This is a genomic window from Stenotrophomonas maltophilia, from assembly GCF_004920835.1.
GTDB lineage: Bacteria > Pseudomonadota > Gammaproteobacteria > Xanthomonadales > Xanthomonadaceae > Stenotrophomonas > Stenotrophomonas maltophilia_AQ.
In genome coordinates, this window is sequence record NZ_QFHO01000047.1 from 1 (window position 1) to 20,033 (window position 20,033).

Below are 20,033 nucleotides of genomic sequence, written 5' to 3' on the forward strand. Positions count from 1 at the left end.
GCGGATCAGGGAGAAACCGGCGCGGAGATCCTTGCTACAGAGCGATCGAGAAGACCTAGAGCCGAACGGTCGCCCGCGCCGGGCTCTCGGCACCTAAGGTGCCAGAGTCGCAAGAGATAAGAGCCGAGCCCATGCTCGGCTGCTTTTCCGGTCAGTTATCGAAGAGCAGCCGAGCATGGGCTCGGCTCTACAGGGTAGACCGGTAGATTCAGGCCTCCTGCAACCCCGGCCGGCCGTGCTCCACCGCATAGCGTTTCCAGCTCTGCACCGTTCCGTTCGGCTGCATCACGGTATCCAGCGTCTTCATGTCGCCGATCCAGGCATCACGGGTGACATCGCACAGCACATAGCCGCGCTTGTCGGTGGTCGCCTTCAATTGCGGACTGTGCCGCAGCTGGTTCTCGGCATACGCGTCCACGCCCTGGCCATCGGCACCGGAGGTGATCGACGTGGCGAGGAATTCACTGGAGATCACGCCCGAGTCACGATGGTCCTGCACCAGGTCACTGGCGTAGTGCCGATGCGCGTCGCCGCAGGCGGTCACTACATTGCCGAAGCCAACCTTCTGGATGTGGTCAAGCAGGCGCCGGCGGCTGTCCAGATAGCCCGACCATTGGTCGTCGGACGACTGCACCACACCATCCTTCTCGCGCATGTAGTTGCCCAGTGCCACCTGGTGGGCGATGGTGTGCCAACGTGGCGTGGCATCGGCCAGTCCGTCGAACAGCCAGCGCTCCTGCTTCGCACCGACGATGCTGCGCGCCGGTGATTCCACTTCCTCATGCAGCGCCATGTCCACCTGCTTGCTGCGGTACTGGCGGGTGTCGAGCAGGTGCAGGTCCATCAGCGTGCCATAGCGGGCACGCCGATACATCTGCATGTGGCCGTTGCGGGGAAGCGCCGATCGGCGCAGCGGCATGTTCTCGTAGTAAGCCTGGAAGGCCTGTGCGCGGCGCAGCAGGAACACCTCGCTGGGGGTATCGTCCTGGTCCTCCGCACCGGCCCAGTTGTTGTCCACTTCATGGTCATCGAAGGTGACGAACCACGGCGCCGACGCATGCGCGGCCTGCAGGTCGGAATCGCTCTTGTACTGGGCGTAGCGGCGGCGGTAATCGTCCAGCGTGTAGATCTGCGGTCCAACATGGTTGCGCAGGTTGGTGAATGGCCGGCCGTTCATCCTGCGCACGCCCGGTTGGCTTGCGCCCTCGTAGATGTAGTCGCCATAGTGGAAGACGAAGTCCAGCGGCTCCTCGGCGATGCGCCGCCATGCGGTGTAATGGCCCTCTTCATAGTGCTGGCAACCGGCCACGGCGAAACGGACACGATCAACCGCAGCGTTGGCTGCCGGCAGCGTGCGGGTGTGGCCCACGGCACTGGCGTGGCCGCCCACGCTGAAGCGATACCAGTACGGACGGCCCGGTGCCAGCCCTTCCAGCTCCACGTGCACCGCATGGCCAAGCTCGGGGTGGGCCATCGCCGAACCCTGGCGCACCACCTTGCGCATGCCATCGTCGGCCGCCAGCTGCCACTGGACCGCCATCGGCTGCGTCGGCATGCCACCACCGAACACCAGCGGCTCCGTTGCCAGGCGTGTCCACAGCACCATGCCATCGGCCGAGGGATCACCCGAGGCCACGCCCAGGGTGAACGGTGTACTGGCGAACCGCGGCGATGCCAGCAGGTTGCGCGGGTTCAGCGCGGTGGCATCGGTCTGCGCGGCCAGCGCCCGTGCCGTGCCCATCCAGGCGCCGGCGGCGGACAGGCCGGCCAGGGCCAGGAATCGCCTGCGATTGATCGTATCCACGGGTGCGCCCTCAGTTGTAGATGATGTGGAAGTAGAAGAAGCGGCCGTAGTCGTCGATCTCGGTGCGGAAGCGACCATTGGGTCCAGTGCTGTAGGTCGGCTGCGTGTTGAACAGGTTCTTGGCCTCGTACTTCAGCGTCACGTGTTTGCTGACCTTGTGGCTGAAGGCCAAGTTGAAGGTCATGTACGGGTCGTAGTACGAGTCCAGCCACTGGGTATCACCGAAGTCGACCAGCATCCTGCTGCGGTAGGTGCCGGACATGCGCAGCTGTGCGCTCTTCCACGGCATGCGCCAGATCACCGACCCATTGAGCGACCAGTCCGGCTGGTACAGCAGGCGGTCCAGGCGGCGCTCGCTGCCATCACTGATGCGGTAGTTGGTCTGGCCTTCCAGCCGCGTGGCGTTGAAATACATATCAAAGCGCTGGTGGCCCCACTGCAGGTTGCGGTTGGCCACCGCGAACTCGACGCCGCGCAGCTTGGACGCGTCGGTGTTCATCGGCTGGGTGACCCGGTAGCGGGTATCACCCACGTTCTCGAACGTGGTCAGGGTGTAGATGTCGTCCTTGATCACTTTGTCGAACAGCGCGACCGAGACCAGGCCGTTGTTGTCGTTGAAATACAGGTCCCAGGCCAGGTCGATGTTGGTGGAGCGGCGCGGCTGCAGGTTGGCGTTGCCCTGCTTGATCGTGCAGAAGCCCCTGCCCTCCTCGTCATCGCCACAGCTGGTGCTGGTGGCCTGGGCGATGTTGCTTGGCGTCGGCCGGCCCAGGGTGCGGCTGGCGGAGAAGCGCAGGCGCTGGTCGTCGGTCAGCTTGAAGGTTGCATTCAACGACGGTAGCAGGTTGTTGTAGCTACCACTGGTCCTGCGGAACGCGGAGGTATAGGTGGTACCGCCATCATCACTGAACGGGCTGAATGCATCGAAGGTGGTGTGGTCGTAGCGCAGGCCACCGATCAGCAACAGCCGATCCCAGGCATAGTGCGCGGAGACATAGGCATTGGTGATGTCCTCAACGTACTTGTAGTCACTGGTGAAATCGGCATTCGGATAGGCCGCGTCGTTGCCGCCAAGCGTGGGCGCGAGTTCGTCATTCCATTTGCGATTGTCGATCAGCGGAAAGCCCGGCACGCTGCCCAGCAGGGTCGAACCCGGGTACAGGTAATCGTTGAGCGTGGCACTGCTCTTGTAGTAGTCGAAGTCGATGTCCTGCCAGATCTTCAGGTGACGGTACTCGGCACCGGCGGCCAGGCCAAAGCCACGCGCATCGGCGTCGATGTTGTAGCTGAAGTCGGCACGCAGGTTGTCGATGCTCTCCTTGGCGTCGCGCGGCGAGACATAGGCCTGTGCCGGGTTGAGCTTGAACGCCGAGCTGGTCAGCAGGCTGGAATCGGAAACCGCCACCGCATTGGGAAAGCCGTGGCTGTCGTTCTCGTAATCGACGAACAGGTTGCTCGGGTAGGCGCGTACCCCCCAGTAGACCTGGCTGTTGTGGAAGGTCTCTTCGGTGTGGCCACCGCGCAGGGTCAACCGCGAACGGTCACCCAAGTCCCAGTTGAAGCTGGCGATGGCGCCGCGATTGCTGCGATCCCAACGATCATGCCGGTTCTTGATGTAGATGCTGTTGATCTGGGTGGTGCCGCTGTCATCGGTCTGGTTGCGGATCGGAAACTTGGCGTTGCCATACAGATCGGTCTTGTTCATCGTCGAGTTCTCGTAGAACCGGTACGAGTACAGCAGCAGCGACGCGTAGAACGGATCGTCCGACGGTTTCCATTCCAGCTTGGCCGAGCCACCGAAATTGGTGATGAAGTTGGTGTAGGTACCGGTACTGAAATTGCCGGGCGCACGCAGCCCGTTCCAGCCCTTGGCCTCGTCCGGCCCAGTGGTGCCGTCGGTGAGGTACTTGCCGGCGTCGTTGTAGTAGTAGTTCGACTCCACCCAGCGCTTGACGCTGTTGCGCGAACGCTGCTCATAGCGCGCCACCGCAACGATGCCGAATTCCTGGTCGGCACCGAACTGGTTGGAGAACACCACCTTGGCGCTCTTGCCGAAGTGACCCAGGGTCTGGTGGTTGCCACCGGCGCTGCGCTCGACGTTGGTCTCGGCAGTGGAGTAGATACCGGCCACATCGGCGAACACATACTTGCCGGACCGGTCGAACGCACTGCGGCTGATGATGTCGATCACGCCGCCGATGGCATCCGGCGCCTGCTCGGCACTGAAGCTCTTGTAGATATCGGTGCGGGTACCGATGTCGCTGGGAATCAGCTGCAGGTTGTTCATGCGCTCACCCGAGCCACTGCCACCCACGCTGGCAATCGCGATGCCATCGATGGTGGTGTAGTTGAGGTTGGCCTGCACGCCACGTACCGTGACGTAACGCGGCTCGCCAGCGTCTTCCACCGCGCTCAGCCCCGGCGCGGCCATCAGGCTCTCGGCCAGGGTTTCGTCGCCGTAGCTGTCCATCTCGTCGTAGACCACCGAATCCTTGATCACCGGCGAGGTCTTCTTCTGGTCGATCACCTCGTGCGCGGCAATCACCTTCACCGTATCCAGGGTCGGCGCCACCACCGCCTCGGCCTCGCGCGGCTTCGGCGCGGCCGGTTTCGGCTCGTTGCGTGCGGGCGCCGGATCAATGGCGATGACGTTGCCGTCCACCACGGTGTAGCCCAGGCCGGTCCCTGCCAGCAGCGCGTCCAGTGCCTGCTTGACGGTCGCACCACGCGGCACCGCCCCGGCCATACGCGCTTCACCGCTGCCCGAATACAGGAACTGCACGCCCGAACTGCGCGACAACTGCTCCAGCGCACGCGCCAGCGGCTGCGCCGCGATCGGCGCCGACACACGGGCCTCAAGGCCATCTGCAGTGGCCGCAGCCGCCACCGGCACGCTGCAGGGAGACAGAGCGAGGATGATCGACAGGTAGAGCGTGTTACGCATCACGGGTCCTTGGAAGAGAGAAAGCAGCAGGTGCCGCTGAGCGATTCGACAGCGGCTTCTCCCAAGTAAGAGCCCGCTTCCACCGAAGTGGAGAACGCGGATTCGATGAATCTTTTCTGACATTGCACGGCCACGCCGGCCTCAGCGGCTGCCGACCCGCACCGTGTCGCCCTCGCGGCGTACGACAAAGCGCGGATCGCGTTCGAGGAACACCTGCAATGCACCGATGCGATGCGCATCGAGGCTGCCGGACAGCCGCGCCGATGCCGCGCCTTCATCCAGTATCCGCACCTGTACCTGGTTGTGTCGGTTGAAGGCGGCGGCCACTTCATCCAGCCGCTCATCAAGGAAGGACACCTTGCGATGCTGCCAATCCAGCAGCATCGACAACGGCATGTCCAAGGACTCCACAGCATGACTGCGCGTGTCGACCTGCACTACCCGGCCTTCGCCCAGCTGCGCAAGACGCGTTGCATCCCTGCCCTGGCTCCACACCTCCACTTCGCCGGAGACCACGCCGATGCGCGTGCTCTGCAGCCGCCGCGATACATCGAACACGGTGCCGATGTCTCGGATCTTCAGGCCGTTCACCTGCACTTCGAACGGACGGCGGTCGCGGGCGATGTCGAACGTGGCCTCGCCCTGCAGCAGCTCCACCTTGCGGCTGAACCAGCTCATGCGTACCCGCAGGCGGCTGTCCGCGTTGAGCTGCACCTGGGTCTGGTCAGGCAGCACCAGGTCGCGCAGTTCACCATGGTCGGCGCTGTACAGCTGTTCGGTGGGCATCAACTGCGGAACCAGGCCCACGCCGAGCAGGGCGACACAGGCTGCGGCAGCCAGCGCCCACCAGCGCGCGCGGCCGCGCCGCGGCGCAGCGCGCGGCGCGGCCGGTGCGCTACCGAACAGCGGCACCACCTTGGCGGCAGCCTGCCGTGGCGGCGCCTGCGCCTCTTCAGGCAATGGCGATTGCAGTGCCTCACCGACCTGCCGGTGCAGCGCGAGGGCGTGCATATAGGCGCGCACGTGTTCGGGCGAACGCTTCATCCAGTGCAGGAATGCAGCGCGCTCGGCCTCGCCCAGACTCCCCTCGCGATTGCGCTGGAACCAGTCCATGGCCTCGCAGGCGATCGTGTCGTCGGCTGCGGGCGATGTGTTCCGGTTCATGTGTGCTCCCTGGCGCCCAGCGCCTTCCTGCAGGCCTCCAGCCCCTTGCCGATGTGCTTGCGCACCATGTGCACCGACACCTGCAGCTGCTGGCTGATTCCCGGGCAGTCCAACCCGTCGCGGTAGTGCAGCTCCATCACCCGCCGCGTGGTCGCCGGCAGTCGTGCGATGGTGCTGCGGATACCGTTCCAGCGCTGCGCGCGCTCGAATTCGCCTTCGATGTCTTCTTCGCTTTTCAGCACTTCCGCCAGTAAATCAACGTCTTCCAGCGGCGGCAGCGACGAACGTGAGCGTGCATGCTCGCGCGCCAGGTTGGCCGCGACGGTGAACAGGTAGGCTTCCGGGTTCTCGATCGCTGCGGCATTCTCGCCGGTGGTCCGCAGCAGCCGCAGGTACACTTCCTGCGCCAGGTCCTCGGCATCTTCGCTGGCAGAACCGCGGCGCAGGAAAAAGCCACGCAGCAGCCGTCGCCGCAGCGCGTAGCTCTTCTCCCAGATCCTCACGCTGTTCACGGCCGGCCAACCACCCCGAGGCTGGAAAGCCCCGCAGGGTGACGGCCATCGATGACAGTGACGTTTCAACTGCCGGCAGGCAGCCGCTAGAATTCCGCCCCTGCAATATCCCGGCAGCCGGCACAAGGAGTGCCCCGCAATGAACGCACGCACCGCCATCAACACACTCAGCAGCCTGCTGTTCCTGCTGCTGGTCGCGCACACCACGGCCTACCAGCAGCAGATGTGGCCGCCCAGCCGGGTCATCCATGTGCATCCGGTGATCGTCGCCCTCGCCTATGCACTGGGTGTGCTCACGCTGCTGCTGTGGACCGGCGGCCGTCGTACACCGGAACCCGCCCAACGACTGGCGCGCTGGCTGCCCATCGTCGCCTGGTGCCTGTTGGGCGTCGGCGTGGTGATCATCCCGATGTTCCTGCCTGGGTTGTCCCCGGCCTGATCAGCGGCCGTGCCCAGCGCATCCGCCCATGATACGCCGCGCCGCGCCAACCCTTGCTTGCCAGAGACCCAAGCCCTGCCCGCCTATCGAAGCCGGGGGGCCAGGCCTACGCTTGTCTTCTCGGTGACCGCCACGGTCGCCCTTCGCGTCACGGCCCCGCCGTTGCGACCCCGCTCCAGTGCTGTGCGCCCTGCCGGTGTTGTCGCCCAGGCAGAAGTCCGACCGGCGCCCTCTGGAGACAGCCATGAATCAAGCCCAGATCCCCTTCGATACCGACCCGCTGGAAACGCGGGAGTGGCGTGAATCGCTGGAGGCGGTGATGCAGGCCGGCGGCCGGCCGCGCGCGCACTACCTGATCGACCAGCTGAGCGAGCTGGACGTCCAGCAGCATGGCGACCTGCATACCCGTGCCTGGACCGCGTACGTCAACACCATCCCGCCCGAGCGCCAGCCGGCCTACCCGGGTGACCTGGCCATCGAGCGCCGCCTGAACGCGATGATCCGCTGGAATGCGATGGTGATGGTGCTGCGTGCCGGCAAGCATTCCAACGTCGGCGGCCACATCGCCACCTACCAGTCGGCGGCAGTGCTGTACGACGTGGGTTTTGATCATTTCTTCCGGGGCCGTACCGACACCTTCGACGGCGACATGATCTACATCCAGGGTCATTCAGCGCCAGGCATCTACGGCCGCGCCTATGTGGAAGGCCGCATCGATCCGGCGCGGATGGACAACTTCCGCCGCGAAGCGGGCCGCGAGGGCCTGTCCTCGTATCCGCACCCTCGCCTGATGCCGGAGTTCTGGCAGTTTCCCACCGTGTCGATGGGCCTGGGCCCGCTGACCGCCGCCTACCAGGCGCGCTACATGCGTTACCTGGAATACCGCGGTCTGAAAGAACACCAGGGCCGCAAGGTCTGGGCCTTCCTCGGCGACGGCGAGATGGATCAGCCCGAATCGCTGGCGGCAATTTCCCTGGCCGGTCGCGAGCGGCTGGACAACATCGTGTTCGTGGTCAACTGCAACCTGCAGCGCCTGGACGGTCCGGTGCGCGGCAACGCCAAGGTCATCCAGGAACTGGAAGGCACCTTCCGCGCGGCCGGCTGGAACGTGATCAAGCTGATCTGGGGCAGCGGCTGGGACGACCTGCTCGCCCGCGACCACAGCGGCCTGCTGCGCCAGCGCATGATGGAATGCGTGGACGGCGACTACCAGACCTTCAAGTCGCAGAACGGTGCCTACGTGCGCGAGCATTTCTTCGGCCGTTATCCCGAGCTGCTGGAGCTGGTCGCGCACATGAGCGACGACGACATCTGGGCGCTGGCGCGTGGCGGCCATGATCCGCAGAAGGTATTCGCCGCCTACCAGCAGGCAGTGAACACCAGCGGCCGGCCGACCGTGATCCTGGCCAAGACGGTCAAGGGTTTCGGCATGGGCGAAGCCGGCGAAGGCCAGAACATCAACCACCAGCTGAAGAAGATGAGCGCCGACGCGGTGCGCGCCTTCCGCGACCGTTTCAACCTTCCGGTCAGCAATGAGCAGCTGGAGGAGATGCCGTACCTGCGTCCGGAGCCGGGCAGCGCCGAGGCGGCCTACTTCGCCGAACGCCGCCGCATCCAGGGCGGGCAGCTGCCGGCGCGCCTGGCCAAGGTCGATCCGCTGCCGCTGCCGCCGCTGTCGATCTTCAACACCCAGCTGCAGGGCAGCGGCGATCGCGGCCAGTCCACCACCATGGGCTTCGTGCGCATCCTCACCAGCCTGCTGAAGGACCCTGAACTGGGCAAGCTGGTGATTCCGATCGTGCCCGATGAATCGCGCACCTTCGGCATGGAAGGCCTGTTCCGCCAGATCGGCATCCATTCGTACCTGGGCCAGCTGTACACCCCACAGGATGCCGGCCAGCTGAGCTACTACAAGGAAGCCAAGGACGGCCAGATCCTGCAGGAAGGCATCAACGAATCCGGTGCGATCTGTTCGTGGATCGCCGCGGGTACCGCCTACAGCAACCACGGGCTGGCGACGATTCCGTTCTACATCTTCTATTCGATGTTCGGCCTGCAACGCGTCGGTGACCTGGCCTGGGCCGCCGCCGATGCGCGCACCCGCGGCTTCCTGCTCGGCGCCACCTCCGGCCGTACCACGCTGATGGGCGAAGGCCTGCAGCACGATGACGGCCACAGCCACGTGCTGTCGTCGGTGATTCCGAGCTGCGTGTCCTACGACCCGACCTACAACTACGAGCTGGCGGTGATCATCCACGCCGGCCTGCGCCGCATGTACGTCGAGCAGGAAGACATCTACTACTACATCACCGTGCTCAACGAGAACTATCCGCAGCCGGCACTGCCCGAGGGCACCGAGGCTGGGATCCTGAAGGGCCTCTACCTGCTGCGCCCGGCAGCCGCAGGCAGCACTTCGCAGCCACGCGCGCAGCTGATGGGCAGCGGCTCGATCCTGCGCGAAGTGGAAGCAGCAGCCGAACTGCTGCAGCAGGACTTCGGCGTCGCCAGCGATGTGTGGAGCGCGACCAGCCTGACCGAACTGCGCCGTGACGGCCTGGCAGCCGAACGCTGGAACCTGCTGCATCCGGCCGAGGAGCCGCGCGTACCCTACGTGCAGCAGTGCCTGCAGGGCCACGAAGGGCCTGTGGTGGTGGCCACCGACTACATGAAGATCGTCGGCGACCAGATCCGTCCCTTCATCAACGACCGCCGCTTCACCGCCTTGGGCACCGATGGTTTCGGCCGCTCCGACACGCGTGAATCGCTGCGCACGTTCTTCGAGGTGGATCGCCACTTCATCGTGCTGGCGGCCCTGAAGTCACTGGCCGATGAGGGCCGCATCGAACGTTCGCGGATGCAGGAGGCCATCGACAAGTACGGCATCGACACCGGCAAGCGCGATCCGGCGGCGGTGTAAGGCTGCTGCATTCACCACGCCCGTTCTGCGGGCGTGGTGCCGGCGGCAATGCTAGGGCATCCGCTTGAACAGATTGGTCTGCAGTATCGGCGTACCGTCGTGGCCGTAGAACGCCTTGGTCTCGGTCATCGTCGAGCGATCGGCCGCCACGGTGTAGATGCGTGTGGAGGCCGGCGTACCGTGGTCCACCAGCTGCATCACCAGCGTGTTCGGCGCTGGCAGTTTCAGGTTGGCCTTGTCCGCACCGTAGGTGCCGGACAGGGGACCTGGCGTGCCATCCAGCGCCAGCGTGCCATCGGACTTCATGGTATTGCCATCGTGCAGCACGATGTCCACGTGCGAACTCCAGCGGCCGCCACCGGCATCCTTGAATTCGAGTACTACCTGCTTTGGACGCTGCGCCTGCGGCAGCGCCGAGGTGGCGATATCCAGCGACCAGCGCCCCAACAGCGGCGAAGGAGATGCCTCCATTGCCAGCGCCGGAACGGCGGGGAGTGAAAGCGCAGACAACAACACAGCGGACAACAGCTTCATACGTTGCTCCATTCGACGAAGAAGGCTCTGCGTGAGGCGTTGTGGGGCGCAGCACGGTCAATGCTGCTCGCCCACGGCGTGTGCTGCAAGCCACTCGCTGAATGGCCGACCTCACGCCATGTCAGGCCGCTGTCACACAGGGGTAGTAGAACGATCCCGGATCTCCGGCCTCCTCCCCCAAAAACAGCGTTGAACGCGCAGCCATCGCTGCGGCAGCTCTATGCCGCCGGCCACTTCGCCCGCACTCTGTCCTGGTCGTTCGTGGACCTGGCGCTGGGCTACTACCTGCACGTCCGGCTGGGACTGTCGGCTGACCACACCGGCCAGCTGCTGGCCATCTCACTGGCCTACAGCAGCGTGCTCGATCTGCTGTTGGCCGCCGTGTTCACGCGCCTGCACGACCAGCGTCGCCTCGCCTTGCGCCTGCAGGTGGTCGGGGGCCTCGGTACCGCGGCCAGCGCCTGCCTGCTGTTCAGCCCGAGCACCGCGACCGAGCCGGCCTTCCTGCCGCTGCTGGCCGCCTCGCTGTTGTTCCGTACCTGCTACGCGGTTTACGACGTGGCCCAGAATGCACTGACTTCGCTGTTGCCCCGCGACGAGAACGAGGCCATGCGCTACGTTTCCGCCCGCGCGGTAGTGGTACCGATCTCCAAGGTGTGCATCGCTGCAGCACTGTTCGGCGTGGTCGGTGCACCTGAATCCGCAGGAGGTGGCAGCGCGCTGCTGATCTGCATGATCATCGGCATCCTGATCGCGGCCGCCGCGCTTCCCCTGGCCTGCGTCGCCACGCCCGCACAGCCCGCCACAGCCATCAGGCCCGTTGCCGGCGCCCTGCCGCTGCCGGCACTGCTGCCGGTTCTGCTGGCTGCAGCGGCAGAAACGGCGCTGGTGGGCCTGGCCGGGCGCCTGTTTCCCTTTGCCGACCAGGGCGCAGCGCTGACCTTCGCCATGGTCGCGGGCATGGTGGTCGCGCCTTGGCTCCATCTGCGCCTGCGCCCCCCGCTGTGCAGCGAGACAGGCCTGATTGCGCTGATGTCGGTGCTGGCCATCGCTGCCGTCTGCGTTTACCAGGCCAAGCCCTCCCTGCCTGTAGCGATTGCGTGTGCCGCTGTCCATGGGGCGGCGGTGGCCAGTGTCGGCCTGGTGCTGTGGCGGCGCACCGCGCTGATCGCCCGTCGCCATGCCGTCCGCAGCGGACGTGAGGATGACCTGAGCTGTTTTGCCCTGCTCACTGGAACCATGAAACTGTCCATTGCCGCCTCCTCATTGCTGCTGGGCCAGCTGCTGCCCGGCATACAGGCAGGTGATCCGGTCACCTCTGCCGCACTGGTCTCGCTGGTTGCCGTCGGCAGCCTGCTGTCGCTGGCCGCATTGGCCTGGCCAGTCGCGCCGCCGCGTACCGAAGGCCTGCGCCCATGAACCTGGCTCCCACATCGCGGCTGCGCCGCAAACCGCTGATCGCGCTGGATGCCGACCACAAGCGCATCATCTGGCTGTTGCGCACGATGGGAGCCGTTCCCCGCATCACCATTGCCCATCACTTAGGCATGCACAACGGTGCGTTGACCCGCCTGGCGCGTGAACTGCTGATGCTGGAAGTGATCGAGGAACAGGGACAGCTGTCCGATGGCCAGCGCGGCCGACCCTCGGTGCCACTGGCGCTTTCCGGGCGGGGCGGCTATGCCGCCGGTGCCACGGTACATCCCGGTTGGCTGGAGATCGCGCTGGTGGATTTTGCCGGCCAGGTCATCGCCCGCGATGCAACCGCATTCGACAGCGCAGATCCCTACGACTTCGTGCACGCGGTGGACCAGCGCCTGCGCAGCCTTACCAGCCGCACCGGGCTCATGCGCGCGCGCTTCCTGGGCCTCGGCGTGGCGGTTCCCGGGCCCGTGGTCGAAACCGGGCCTGCGCGCAGGCACGCGGTGGACTGGTTGCACGGTTGGCGCGATATCGACAACGACCAGTTCTTCGAAGATTACTTCGGTTTCCCGGTCTGGGTGGAGAACGATGCGACCCTGGCGGCGCTGGCGGAGTACTACGACAGCGGGCTGATCCGCGACTGCGCCTCGGCGCTGCTGCTGTATGTAGGCCACGGCGTGGGCGGCGGCGTGATCCATCGGCGCGACGTGATGCGCGGTGAGTTCGGCAATGCCGGGGATATCGGTCGCTTGTTCCGCATGGACGCACCGCGCCCCTCGGGCATCGACCTGCTGGCCACGTTGCGCGACGCCGGCGCCGGCATTCCTTCACTGTTCGAACTTGAGTCCTGCCTGGAAACCCATGCCGGCATCATCAATGCCTGGGCAGAACGTGCGGGCAACCAGCTGGGCGTGGCGGCCAATACCGGTGTGGCGTGGCTCGATCCCGGCGCCGTGATCCTGTCCGGTTCACTGCCCCGGCAGGTGCTGCAAGCATTGGGACAGCATCTGCAGCAGCCAGCACGCTGGAGTAGTGCGCTGGACAGCCTGCGCCTGCCACAGGTGCATGTGTCGCGGCTGGGAGGGTCTGCGGTATCGGTGGGTGCGGCCCTGCTGCCAATCCACCAGTTGGGTGCCGATGCCGCCGCTTAATTGTTTATTTCCGCCGAAGTAAACAATTCCGTCATCGCCCGGACCTACCGTGCAGCGGTCCCCCTTCCCTGCATGGCCGCCCTCCGATGAACATCAGCCCCCTGGTCCTGGGAATCTCCCTGGTCCTGATATCCCTGCACGGCACTGCATCTGCGCAGGACGCGCCGGTGCAGAAGCAAGACACGGCCGACGCAGCAACACTGGATGCAGTGGTGGTTACCGGTGCGGCACGCACCCAGCGTCGCTTCGATGCGTCCTTCGCGGTCAATTCACTCAGCCGCGAAGACGTGCAGAAGCTCGCACCGAAAAGCTACGCCGACCTGCTCGGGTCGGTGCCCGGCATCCATGTCGAGGCCACCGGTGGTGAAGTACAGAACATCACCCGGCTGCGCGGCATTCCAACCGATCGTGGCTTCATCGCCTTCCAGCAGGACGGCCTGCCGCTCTACCAGGAGCTGGATGGCCACTTCTTCAATTCCGGCGACGGCATGAACCGTTTCGACGTGATGAACCAGCGCGTGGAGATCGTACGCGGTGGCCCGGCACCGATCTATGCGAGCAGCGGCGGCGCCATCGTCAACAACATCCTCGCCGAGGGTTCCGAAGACACGCACGGCAAGGCGCAGTTGACCATCGGCGATACCGGCCTGTACCGCGGCGAGATGTACCAGTCGGGCGCGCTCGGCAAGGACACCTTCTATGCCGTCGGTGGCTTCCTGCGCCAGCACGATGGCTACCGCGACAACGGCTTCCCGAATGACAAGGGCGGGCAGATCCGCGGCAACATCAAGCACTACTTCGACGACACCAGCTGGTTCAAGATCAGCGGCACCTTCGTCGATGACCACAATACGTTCTACCTGCCGATCCCGGTTGCCGATCCGCGCAATCCCAGCGTTCCACTGGACCCGTACATCGACTACTTCGACGGTACGCTGAACTCGCCCTCGCTGCGCAGTGTCAACCTGAAGTACCTCGATGGCGGCGGTGCCCTGCAGGGCATGAACCGCGACCTGGCCGATGGCCGGCACATGCGCTTCGGCAACATCGGCTTCCAGTACGAGAACACCGCCAGCGATTGGACGATCTCGCTGAAAACCGGCTACACCAAGGGCCGCAATACCTTCGACGCGCTGTACTCGACCACCAACCCGGTCGACGCACGCAGCTTCGCCAACGGCTATCTGAGCGCGGCCCGCAGCACCTTCGGTGCCGGCGTCGCGCGGATGGGCTACGCGCTGGCCGGCAGCAACGGCGCCAGTGCCTACGATCCCTACGCCGACTCCGGCCTGGTGATCTCGGCCCAGTACCGTGCTGCTGATTCGGACTTCTACTCCGGCCAGGCCGATTTCAGTGCGACGCGGCTGTTTGAAACGGCCTGGGGCAGCCACGATCTGAACATCGGTGCATACACGGCCTTCTTCGGAACCACCGCTTTCAGCCTGTACCAGGACATGCTGATGGAGATGCGCGGCAAGCCACGCCTGCTGGATCTGGTGGCCTACGGTAACGATGGCGCCCCACTGGGCTATGTCACCGACAAGGGCACGCTGCGTTACACCACCACCCTCAATCGCGGCAAGGTCGATGCCCGCATGTTCGCGGTGTATGCCAATGACACGTGGGCACTGACGGACCGCTTCAAGCTCGACGCCGGTATCCGCCATGAGCGCTACCGCTATGAAGGCTATGCCGAGCAGACCGCCCAGGTCGACCTCGGCGACCGCAATACACTGGCTGACAACACCACGCGCCGGTTCACCGGCGTCGTCCAGAACCATCGCCTGAACCCGACCGCCACCAACTGGACCGTGGGTGCCAACTACGATTTCACTGCCACCGCAGGCGCCTATGCCCGCGTGTCGCACATGGAGATCGTTCCCAATTCGTCGGTGGCGCGCTCGATCGACCCCACCATCGTGCAGACCCAGCTGGACCAGTACGAGCTGGGCCTGAAGGCAGGGTTCGGCCGGTCCTATCTCTACCTGACCGCGTTCTACACCAAGTTCGATCCACTCAATGCGTCCTTCGTCGCCTTCAATCCGACGACCGGCCGCAATGACCAGTCGGTGCCCTTCATCGGCACCGCCGTCTCGAAGGGCATCGAGCTGGATGGCATGTTCCGGCCGCTGGACTGGTTCAGCATCGCCGGCTCGATCACGGTCAGCGATCCGCAGTACGACAGCCTGCAGAACGATTCCGGCGCCGATCCGGCCGCGGTCAACGGCAAGCAGATCGTCCGCGAACCCAAGCTCTACGGCAACCTGCGGCCGACCTTCAGTTTCCAGCACGGCCAGGACCAGTTCGAGACATGGCTGCGCTATGACGTGGTTGGCAAGTCCTATGTCGATCTGTTCAACCAGACCGCGTTGCCGGCCTACCAGACCCTGGGCCTGGGCATTTCATGGAAGCGCGGCAACTGGGGCGCACAGCTGGTGGGCGACAACCTGACCAATGAAAAGGGGCTCACCGAGGGCAACACCCGTACCGATGCACTGGCTGGCCAGGGTTCGGCCGAGGCAATCTATGGACGGCCACTGTTCGGCCGCAACGTCCGCCTGATGGTGAGCAGGAGCTGGTGATGCACCAACGATTGAGCTTGTCCCTCGCCCTGCTGGCCACGGCTGTGCTGCCGCTTGCGGCAGCCGCCGACGACCGCGACAGCGCGGCCCTCGCCTCGCGCCTGTTTCCGACCCTCGTGCAGCTGAAGCACGATACGTTGCCCGATCGTGCGCGCGCCGCCCTGGCCGAACGCATGCAGCAGCTGGTGGGCTGCCGGACCACTGCCTGCACACTCGAGGCAGCACGCTGGACGCCCGCGCAGGCTGGCCTGTTGAGCGCCGCAGTTCCGGCGCACGCCATGGCCATCGAAAGGGAGCTGGCGGGCCTCAACAACATCCTCTCCGTCTACGGCCACGGCCAGCCGCCCCGCTACGACGCCATCGACGGCCCGGTCGGCGCGGCGGGCAGCACGCGCCTGGCTGGCGATGCTGCCATTGCCATGCAGATGAGCGAGGTGGACGCCGCCGCGGCCTACACCGCATTCGATCGCAGCATCGCGGTGGCAGTGGGCCTGCTCGATGCCAATGATCGTCTCGATGCGATCCGCTTCGAGCCCATCAGCGCGGGAATGAACGCCGCGCCATTCGCACGCGCGCGGCAGCTGGATTGGACCGCGCATCCATACACATCGATCATCGTGCTTGGGCAGGGCCCGGACGAGCTGACCACCCCGCTCAGCGCCGGCAGCAAGCTGCGCCTGAAAGCCGCTGCGCAGCGCTATGCAGCGGGCGATGCGCCTTTCGTCATCGTCTCTGGCGGCGCCGTGCATCCGCGCGGCACCCGCAGCGTCGAAGCCGTGCAGATGCGCGAAGCGCTGATTGCGCGCTTCGGCATTCCCGCAGAGGCGATCATCATCGAGCCCTATGCCCGCCACACCACCACCAACCTGCGCAACGCAGCCCGGTTACTGGCGGCCCTGCAGGCACCGCCACGGCAACCGGCACTGGTGGTCAGCAGTCCATCGCATATCGATTCGGTCGCCAGCAGCGGATTCAGCGAGCGCAACCGTCGTGAGCTTGGCTACGTTCCAGGCAAGGTCGGTTCACGCATTTCGCCGTACGCGATCACCTTCGTGCCAGCGCCCGAATCGCTGCGCATCGATCCGATGGATCCATTGGATCCCTGAAGGGCGCGACGTTACCCTCAGTAGCCGACCTTCAGCGTGAACATCACGTTTCGCGGCGCCCCGTACCAGCCCTGGTTGTAGAAGCCGATCTGCGAGTAGTGGTGGCGGTCGAACAGGTTGTTGATGTTGACCGCCGCAGAGACGTGGGAACTGAACTGGTAGCGCGCCATCAGGTTCACCAGTGCGTAGCTGGGCTGCTCCACCGGCACGCGGCGATTCCCGGGGGCGGTGGCGGTCTGGTACATGCGGTTCTGCCAGTCCACACCGCCACCGAGCGTCAGCCGATCCCAGGTACCGGGCAGGCGCCAGGTGGTGAACAGCTTGAACAGGCTGCGCGGTTTGGCGATGTTGATCGCCCGTCCCTGTGCATCCTGCGCGATGAAGGTGGTGAAGCTGGTACCCAGGCTCCAGCCCGGCAGAGGTTCACCGGCCAGCTCCAGCTCCAGGCCGTCCACGGTTGCGCCCTTCACCGCGCGGTAGGCCGCCTGCGTGCTGCCTTCGACCAGACCACCAGTGGCCTCGGCCAGGTTGTCCTGCTGGGTGCGGAACAGCGCCGCCGACGCATTCAAGCGCTCCTGCAACCAGCTGCCCTTGAGGCCCAGCTCATAACTGCGGCCACTGACCGGGTCGAGGATCTGCCCGGATTCATTGCGGTTGTTCTGCGGCTTGAAGATGCCGGTGTAGCTGGCGTACACGCTGCTGTAGCCGTTGAGGTCCCAGACCACGCCGGCATAGGGTACGAACTCGTTGCGGTAGCGGTACTTCCGCTTGGCGCCGAAGTAGACCTGGTCGGTCTCCCAGTTGCTCAGGCGGCCACCGACGATCACGTGCAGCGGATCGGCCAACGACAGCCGCGCGACGGCATAGGCACCGCTCTGCTGGTTGTGCAGGTCATCGGCCTGGGTCTTGCTGCTGGCCCACGTCGGCTCAGGCGTGCCCGGCCCGTGCCAGTCCAGATAGCTGGCCAACGGCGGCAGCGGCGCCAGTGCGCGGTACTGCCCCAGCGTGATTTCATCACGCGAGCGCGACCAACCGATCGATGCGGTGTGCTGGCGGCCGAACAGCTCGAACGGCCCGGACAGGCTGACACTGACCGCCTCGCGGCGCACCGGGCCGTCGTAACGAGTGAAGCTGTTGCCTGTAGGCATGGCGCCGGTAACCGGATCGGGATAGCCGCCCCGGTAGAGATGCTTCATCTCCATATCGGTATGCGAGCGGCTGTAGGACACGCGTGCTTGCCAGCCGTTGCCGAAGCGATGATTGAAATCGAAGAAGCCGTTGCGGGTATCGGTGGTCATCCGTGCCCACGGCGCGGTGGCCGATACCGAGCGGTCGAATCGGGTGCGCGTGCCGTCGGCGTTGAACAGTGCGAAACCGCTGCCGAAGCCTCGGTTGTCGTTGCCCTGGTAGGAGATGCCGGCGATCAATCCAGTGTCCTCGCCCAGATCCACACTGACCACGCCGTAGAGTGTCTTTGCGGTGCTGTCCAGGCCGGCGGTGTAGCTGTCGCCCTCTGCCTGCGCAGCGACCACGCGACCACGCACACGCCCTTCCCGGCTCAGCGGGCTGGACACATCCGCCCACGCGCGGCGCGCGTCCCAGCTGCCGAGGCTGATGCCACCACTGGCAGAGAACTCGCGCAGCGGGCGCTTGCGCACATAGTTCACCGCCGCCGAGGGATTGCCGGCGCCGGTCATCAGGCCGTTGGCACCGCGCACGATCTCGATGCGGTCGTACACCACCATGTCCAGATTGTTCTCGCCGAAATTCCACGGCGACAGCACCGGCATCACCACGCCGTCGAACTGGTAGTTGTCGATGTCGAAGCCGCGTGCGGAGAACGAGTAGCGGTTGGCGTCGCTGCGCGTGACCGAGATGCCGGGGGCGGTCGACAAGGCGTCGGCGGTGCTCAGCAGCCCGCGGTCCTCGATCTGCTGGCGGGTAACCACGCTGACCGACTGCGGCGTCTGTCGCGAGGTCAGCGACAGCCCCGTCGCCGTGCCCATGGAATCGGTGGTGTAGGAGCGCGAGCTTTCGGTGCTGCCATCGAGGTCGGCAGTGACCTGCACGGTTGGGAGCAGGGAAGGCGTTACGGAAGGAGCACGTTCGGCGGCGTGGGCAGCGTTGAACAGCGCCAAGGTCGTGCCGATGGCGGTGGCCAGGGCACATGGGCGGAAACAGGCAGGCATGGGAGATCCAGCAGAAGGGAAAGGCTGGATGAGAATTATTGTCATTTAAGCGTGAGCGCACGTATGCGCGCACGCAGCACGCGTATGCGCACCGCCAGCCGCGATCCGGACTCAGCGGATCTGGCTGGGGGCGATGCCGTAGCGCGTTCGGAACGCGGTTGCGAAATTGGTGGCATGCCGATAGCCGACGAAATGCGCGGCCTGCTGCACGCTGCAGCCCTGCCGCAGTTGCTCGCAGGCCAACTGCAGGCGTCGCTCGCGCAACCACGCGAACACCGAACAGCGGTGCACCTGCTGGAATTTCAGGCGCAGGCTGCTCGGGCTCATGCAGGCCACGCGGGCCAGGTCCTCCAGCCGGTGGTCAGCCGCAGGCGATGCCTGCAGGCAGTCGATCACCCGTTGCAGCATGCGCCGGTCGCGCGGTGAAACACGCAGATCCGGCAGCGCGTCCTGTGCAGACGTACCCAACGCCATCGCCAGCATCTGCAGTCCCACACCCTCGCAGAGCAGCGCATGCATCGCGCCTTGCCAGGTCCCCGACAGCAACTGTTCGGCGGCATGTTCAAGATGCGCGGGTACCTGCCAGCTGTGCAGCCGCCGGCGACCATGGCGACGAGCCTGCAACAGCAGTTCGCTGATCACCGGATCATCCATCTCGGCCGGTGCATCCAGCGAGACATTCAGACTGCGCATCCGTTGACCGGCCGGATGAATCGCAGTCATCGGCGCGGCATCGGCCAACACCATCGCGCCGGCGCCGCGGTTCATGCCGATCACAGCCTGCCCTTCCAGGCGTGCTCCGGCACGGCCTTCCAGCATCACGATCGCAGTGAACGGCGGGGGTGCCTCCGAAGTCGCCTCGAACGGCTGATGCGCGACCACGGCCGACAGCGCCAGGCTGATGCCAGGGCGCAAGCAGCGCTGTTCCACCCTGCCCTCGACCACGCACAGCGCGCCCGAATCCGCGGCGGACGCAAGTGCAGGCAGCCGATAGCGGAAACCGCTGCTGCGGCCCAAGCGGTCCAGGTCGGCAAGGGTAAGGGTGTGCATGGGGCGCCTACGGGAGATCCAACGCCATTGTCATATGAGAACCGCTCTCATCTCCAGCCTTCATGGCAAGGCCCAATCTGCCCTTGTCGATACAAATAGTTACGTTATAACATTTCACATCAACTTCACGGATCGTGTCATGCGCCGCCATCTCCTTGCTGCTGCCATTCTGTTCGTCGTCCACAACGCCCAGGCCGCGGACGACCCCACCCTCCCCAC

General features: G+C 65.3%; 14 protein-coding genes. 6 read left to right on the plus strand and 8 right to left on the minus strand.

The genetic code is table 11. The annotated features are described in order from the left end of the window. Positions 1-208: 208 nt before the first annotated feature. From DI041_RS20400 to DI041_RS20415, 4 genes are all read right to left on the minus strand, one after another. Positions 209-1,804: an alkaline phosphatase D family protein gene (locus DI041_RS20400; protein WP_136639935.1), complete on the minus strand. Its 1,596-nt coding sequence runs from the start codon at positions 1,802-1,804 to the stop codon at positions 209-211. A gap of 10 nt (positions 1,805-1,814) precedes the next feature. Continuing rightward, positions 1,815-4,748, minus strand: coding sequence for a TonB-dependent receptor (locus tag DI041_RS20405; protein WP_136639936.1), 2,934 nt, complete (start codon positions 4,746-4,748; stop codon positions 1,815-1,817). Between the two features lie 141 nt (positions 4,749-4,889). Next, positions 4,890-5,912: a FecR family protein gene (locus tag DI041_RS20410; protein ID WP_136639937.1), complete on the minus strand. Its 1,023-nt coding sequence runs from the start codon at positions 5,910-5,912 to the stop codon at positions 4,890-4,892. Further along, positions 5,909-6,424 carry an RNA polymerase sigma factor gene (locus tag DI041_RS20415; RefSeq protein WP_046985852.1) on the minus strand — a complete coding sequence of 172 codons (516 nt, stop codon included), beginning with the start codon at positions 6,422-6,424 and terminating at the stop codon, positions 5,909-5,911. The genes DI041_RS20410 and DI041_RS20415 overlap by 4 nt, the downstream gene beginning before the upstream one ends. 139 nt (positions 6,425-6,563) lie before the next feature. Between DI041_RS20415 and DI041_RS20420 the strand changes: the two genes are divergently transcribed. Together DI041_RS20420 and aceE are read left to right on the plus strand one after the other, a co-directional pair. After that, positions 6,564-6,863 (plus strand): hypothetical protein, encoded by a 300-nt coding sequence (locus DI041_RS20420; RefSeq protein ID WP_046985851.1) that lies wholly within the window; start codon positions 6,564-6,566, stop codon positions 6,861-6,863. A 244-nt stretch (positions 6,864-7,107) separates the two neighbouring features. After that, on the plus strand, positions 7,108-9,780 hold the full coding sequence (aceE, locus tag DI041_RS20425; RefSeq protein WP_136639938.1) for a pyruvate dehydrogenase (acetyl-transferring), homodimeric type: 2,673 nt from the start codon (positions 7,108-7,110) through the stop codon (positions 9,778-9,780). A gap of 51 nt (positions 9,781-9,831) precedes the next feature. Here aceE and DI041_RS20430 read toward each other — a convergent pair whose 3' ends face one another. Further along, entirely contained in the window at positions 9,832-10,314 is a 483-nt protein-coding gene (locus tag DI041_RS20430) for a hypothetical protein (RefSeq protein WP_004152943.1), read from the minus strand. A gap of 189 nt (positions 10,315-10,503) precedes the next feature. Here DI041_RS20430 and DI041_RS20435 point away from each other — a divergent pair, with 189 nt between their 5' ends. The 4 genes from DI041_RS20435 (at position 10,504) to DI041_RS20450 (ending at position 16,575) form a co-directional block, all read left to right on the plus strand. After that, positions 10,504-11,733: an MFS transporter gene (locus DI041_RS20435; protein ID WP_136639939.1), complete on the plus strand. Its 1,230-nt coding sequence runs from the start codon at positions 10,504-10,506 to the stop codon at positions 11,731-11,733. Further along, positions 11,730-12,887, plus strand: a complete 1,158-nt coding sequence (locus DI041_RS20440) for an ROK family protein (RefSeq protein WP_046985848.1) — start codon at positions 11,730-11,732, stop codon at positions 12,885-12,887. Before DI041_RS20435 ends, DI041_RS20440 begins: the two co-directional genes overlap by 4 nt. Positions 12,888-13,054: 167 nt before the next feature. Then, the gene (locus tag DI041_RS20445; RefSeq protein ID WP_248298521.1) at positions 13,055-15,469 is read left to right on the plus strand and encodes a TonB-dependent receptor; all 2,415 of its coding nucleotides are present in this window, start codon (positions 13,055-13,057) and stop codon (positions 15,467-15,469) included. Then, the gene (locus DI041_RS20450) at positions 15,469-16,575 is read left to right on the plus strand and encodes a YdcF family protein (RefSeq protein WP_046985846.1); all 1,107 of its coding nucleotides are present in this window, start codon (positions 15,469-15,471) and stop codon (positions 16,573-16,575) included. Before DI041_RS20445 ends, DI041_RS20450 begins: the two co-directional genes overlap by 1 nt. A 17-nt stretch (positions 16,576-16,592) precedes the next feature. Here DI041_RS20450 and fauA read toward each other — a convergent pair whose 3' ends face one another. The 3 genes from fauA to DI041_RS21340 all read right to left on the minus strand — a co-directional run. Continuing rightward, positions 16,593-18,764, minus strand: coding sequence for a TonB-dependent alcaligin siderophore receptor FauA (fauA, locus tag DI041_RS20455; RefSeq protein WP_136639941.1), 2,172 nt, complete (start codon positions 18,762-18,764; stop codon positions 16,593-16,595). 111 nt (positions 18,765-18,875) lie between these two features. Next, on the minus strand, positions 18,876-19,814 hold the full coding sequence (locus DI041_RS20460; protein WP_136639942.1) for a helix-turn-helix transcriptional regulator: 939 nt from the start codon (positions 19,812-19,814) through the stop codon (positions 18,876-18,878). A gap of 7 nt (positions 19,815-19,821) precedes the next feature. Further along, positions 19,822-20,033, minus strand: a 212-nt coding sequence (locus tag DI041_RS21340) for a hypothetical protein (RefSeq protein ID WP_211195544.1), incomplete at its 5' end; no start/stop codon positions are given.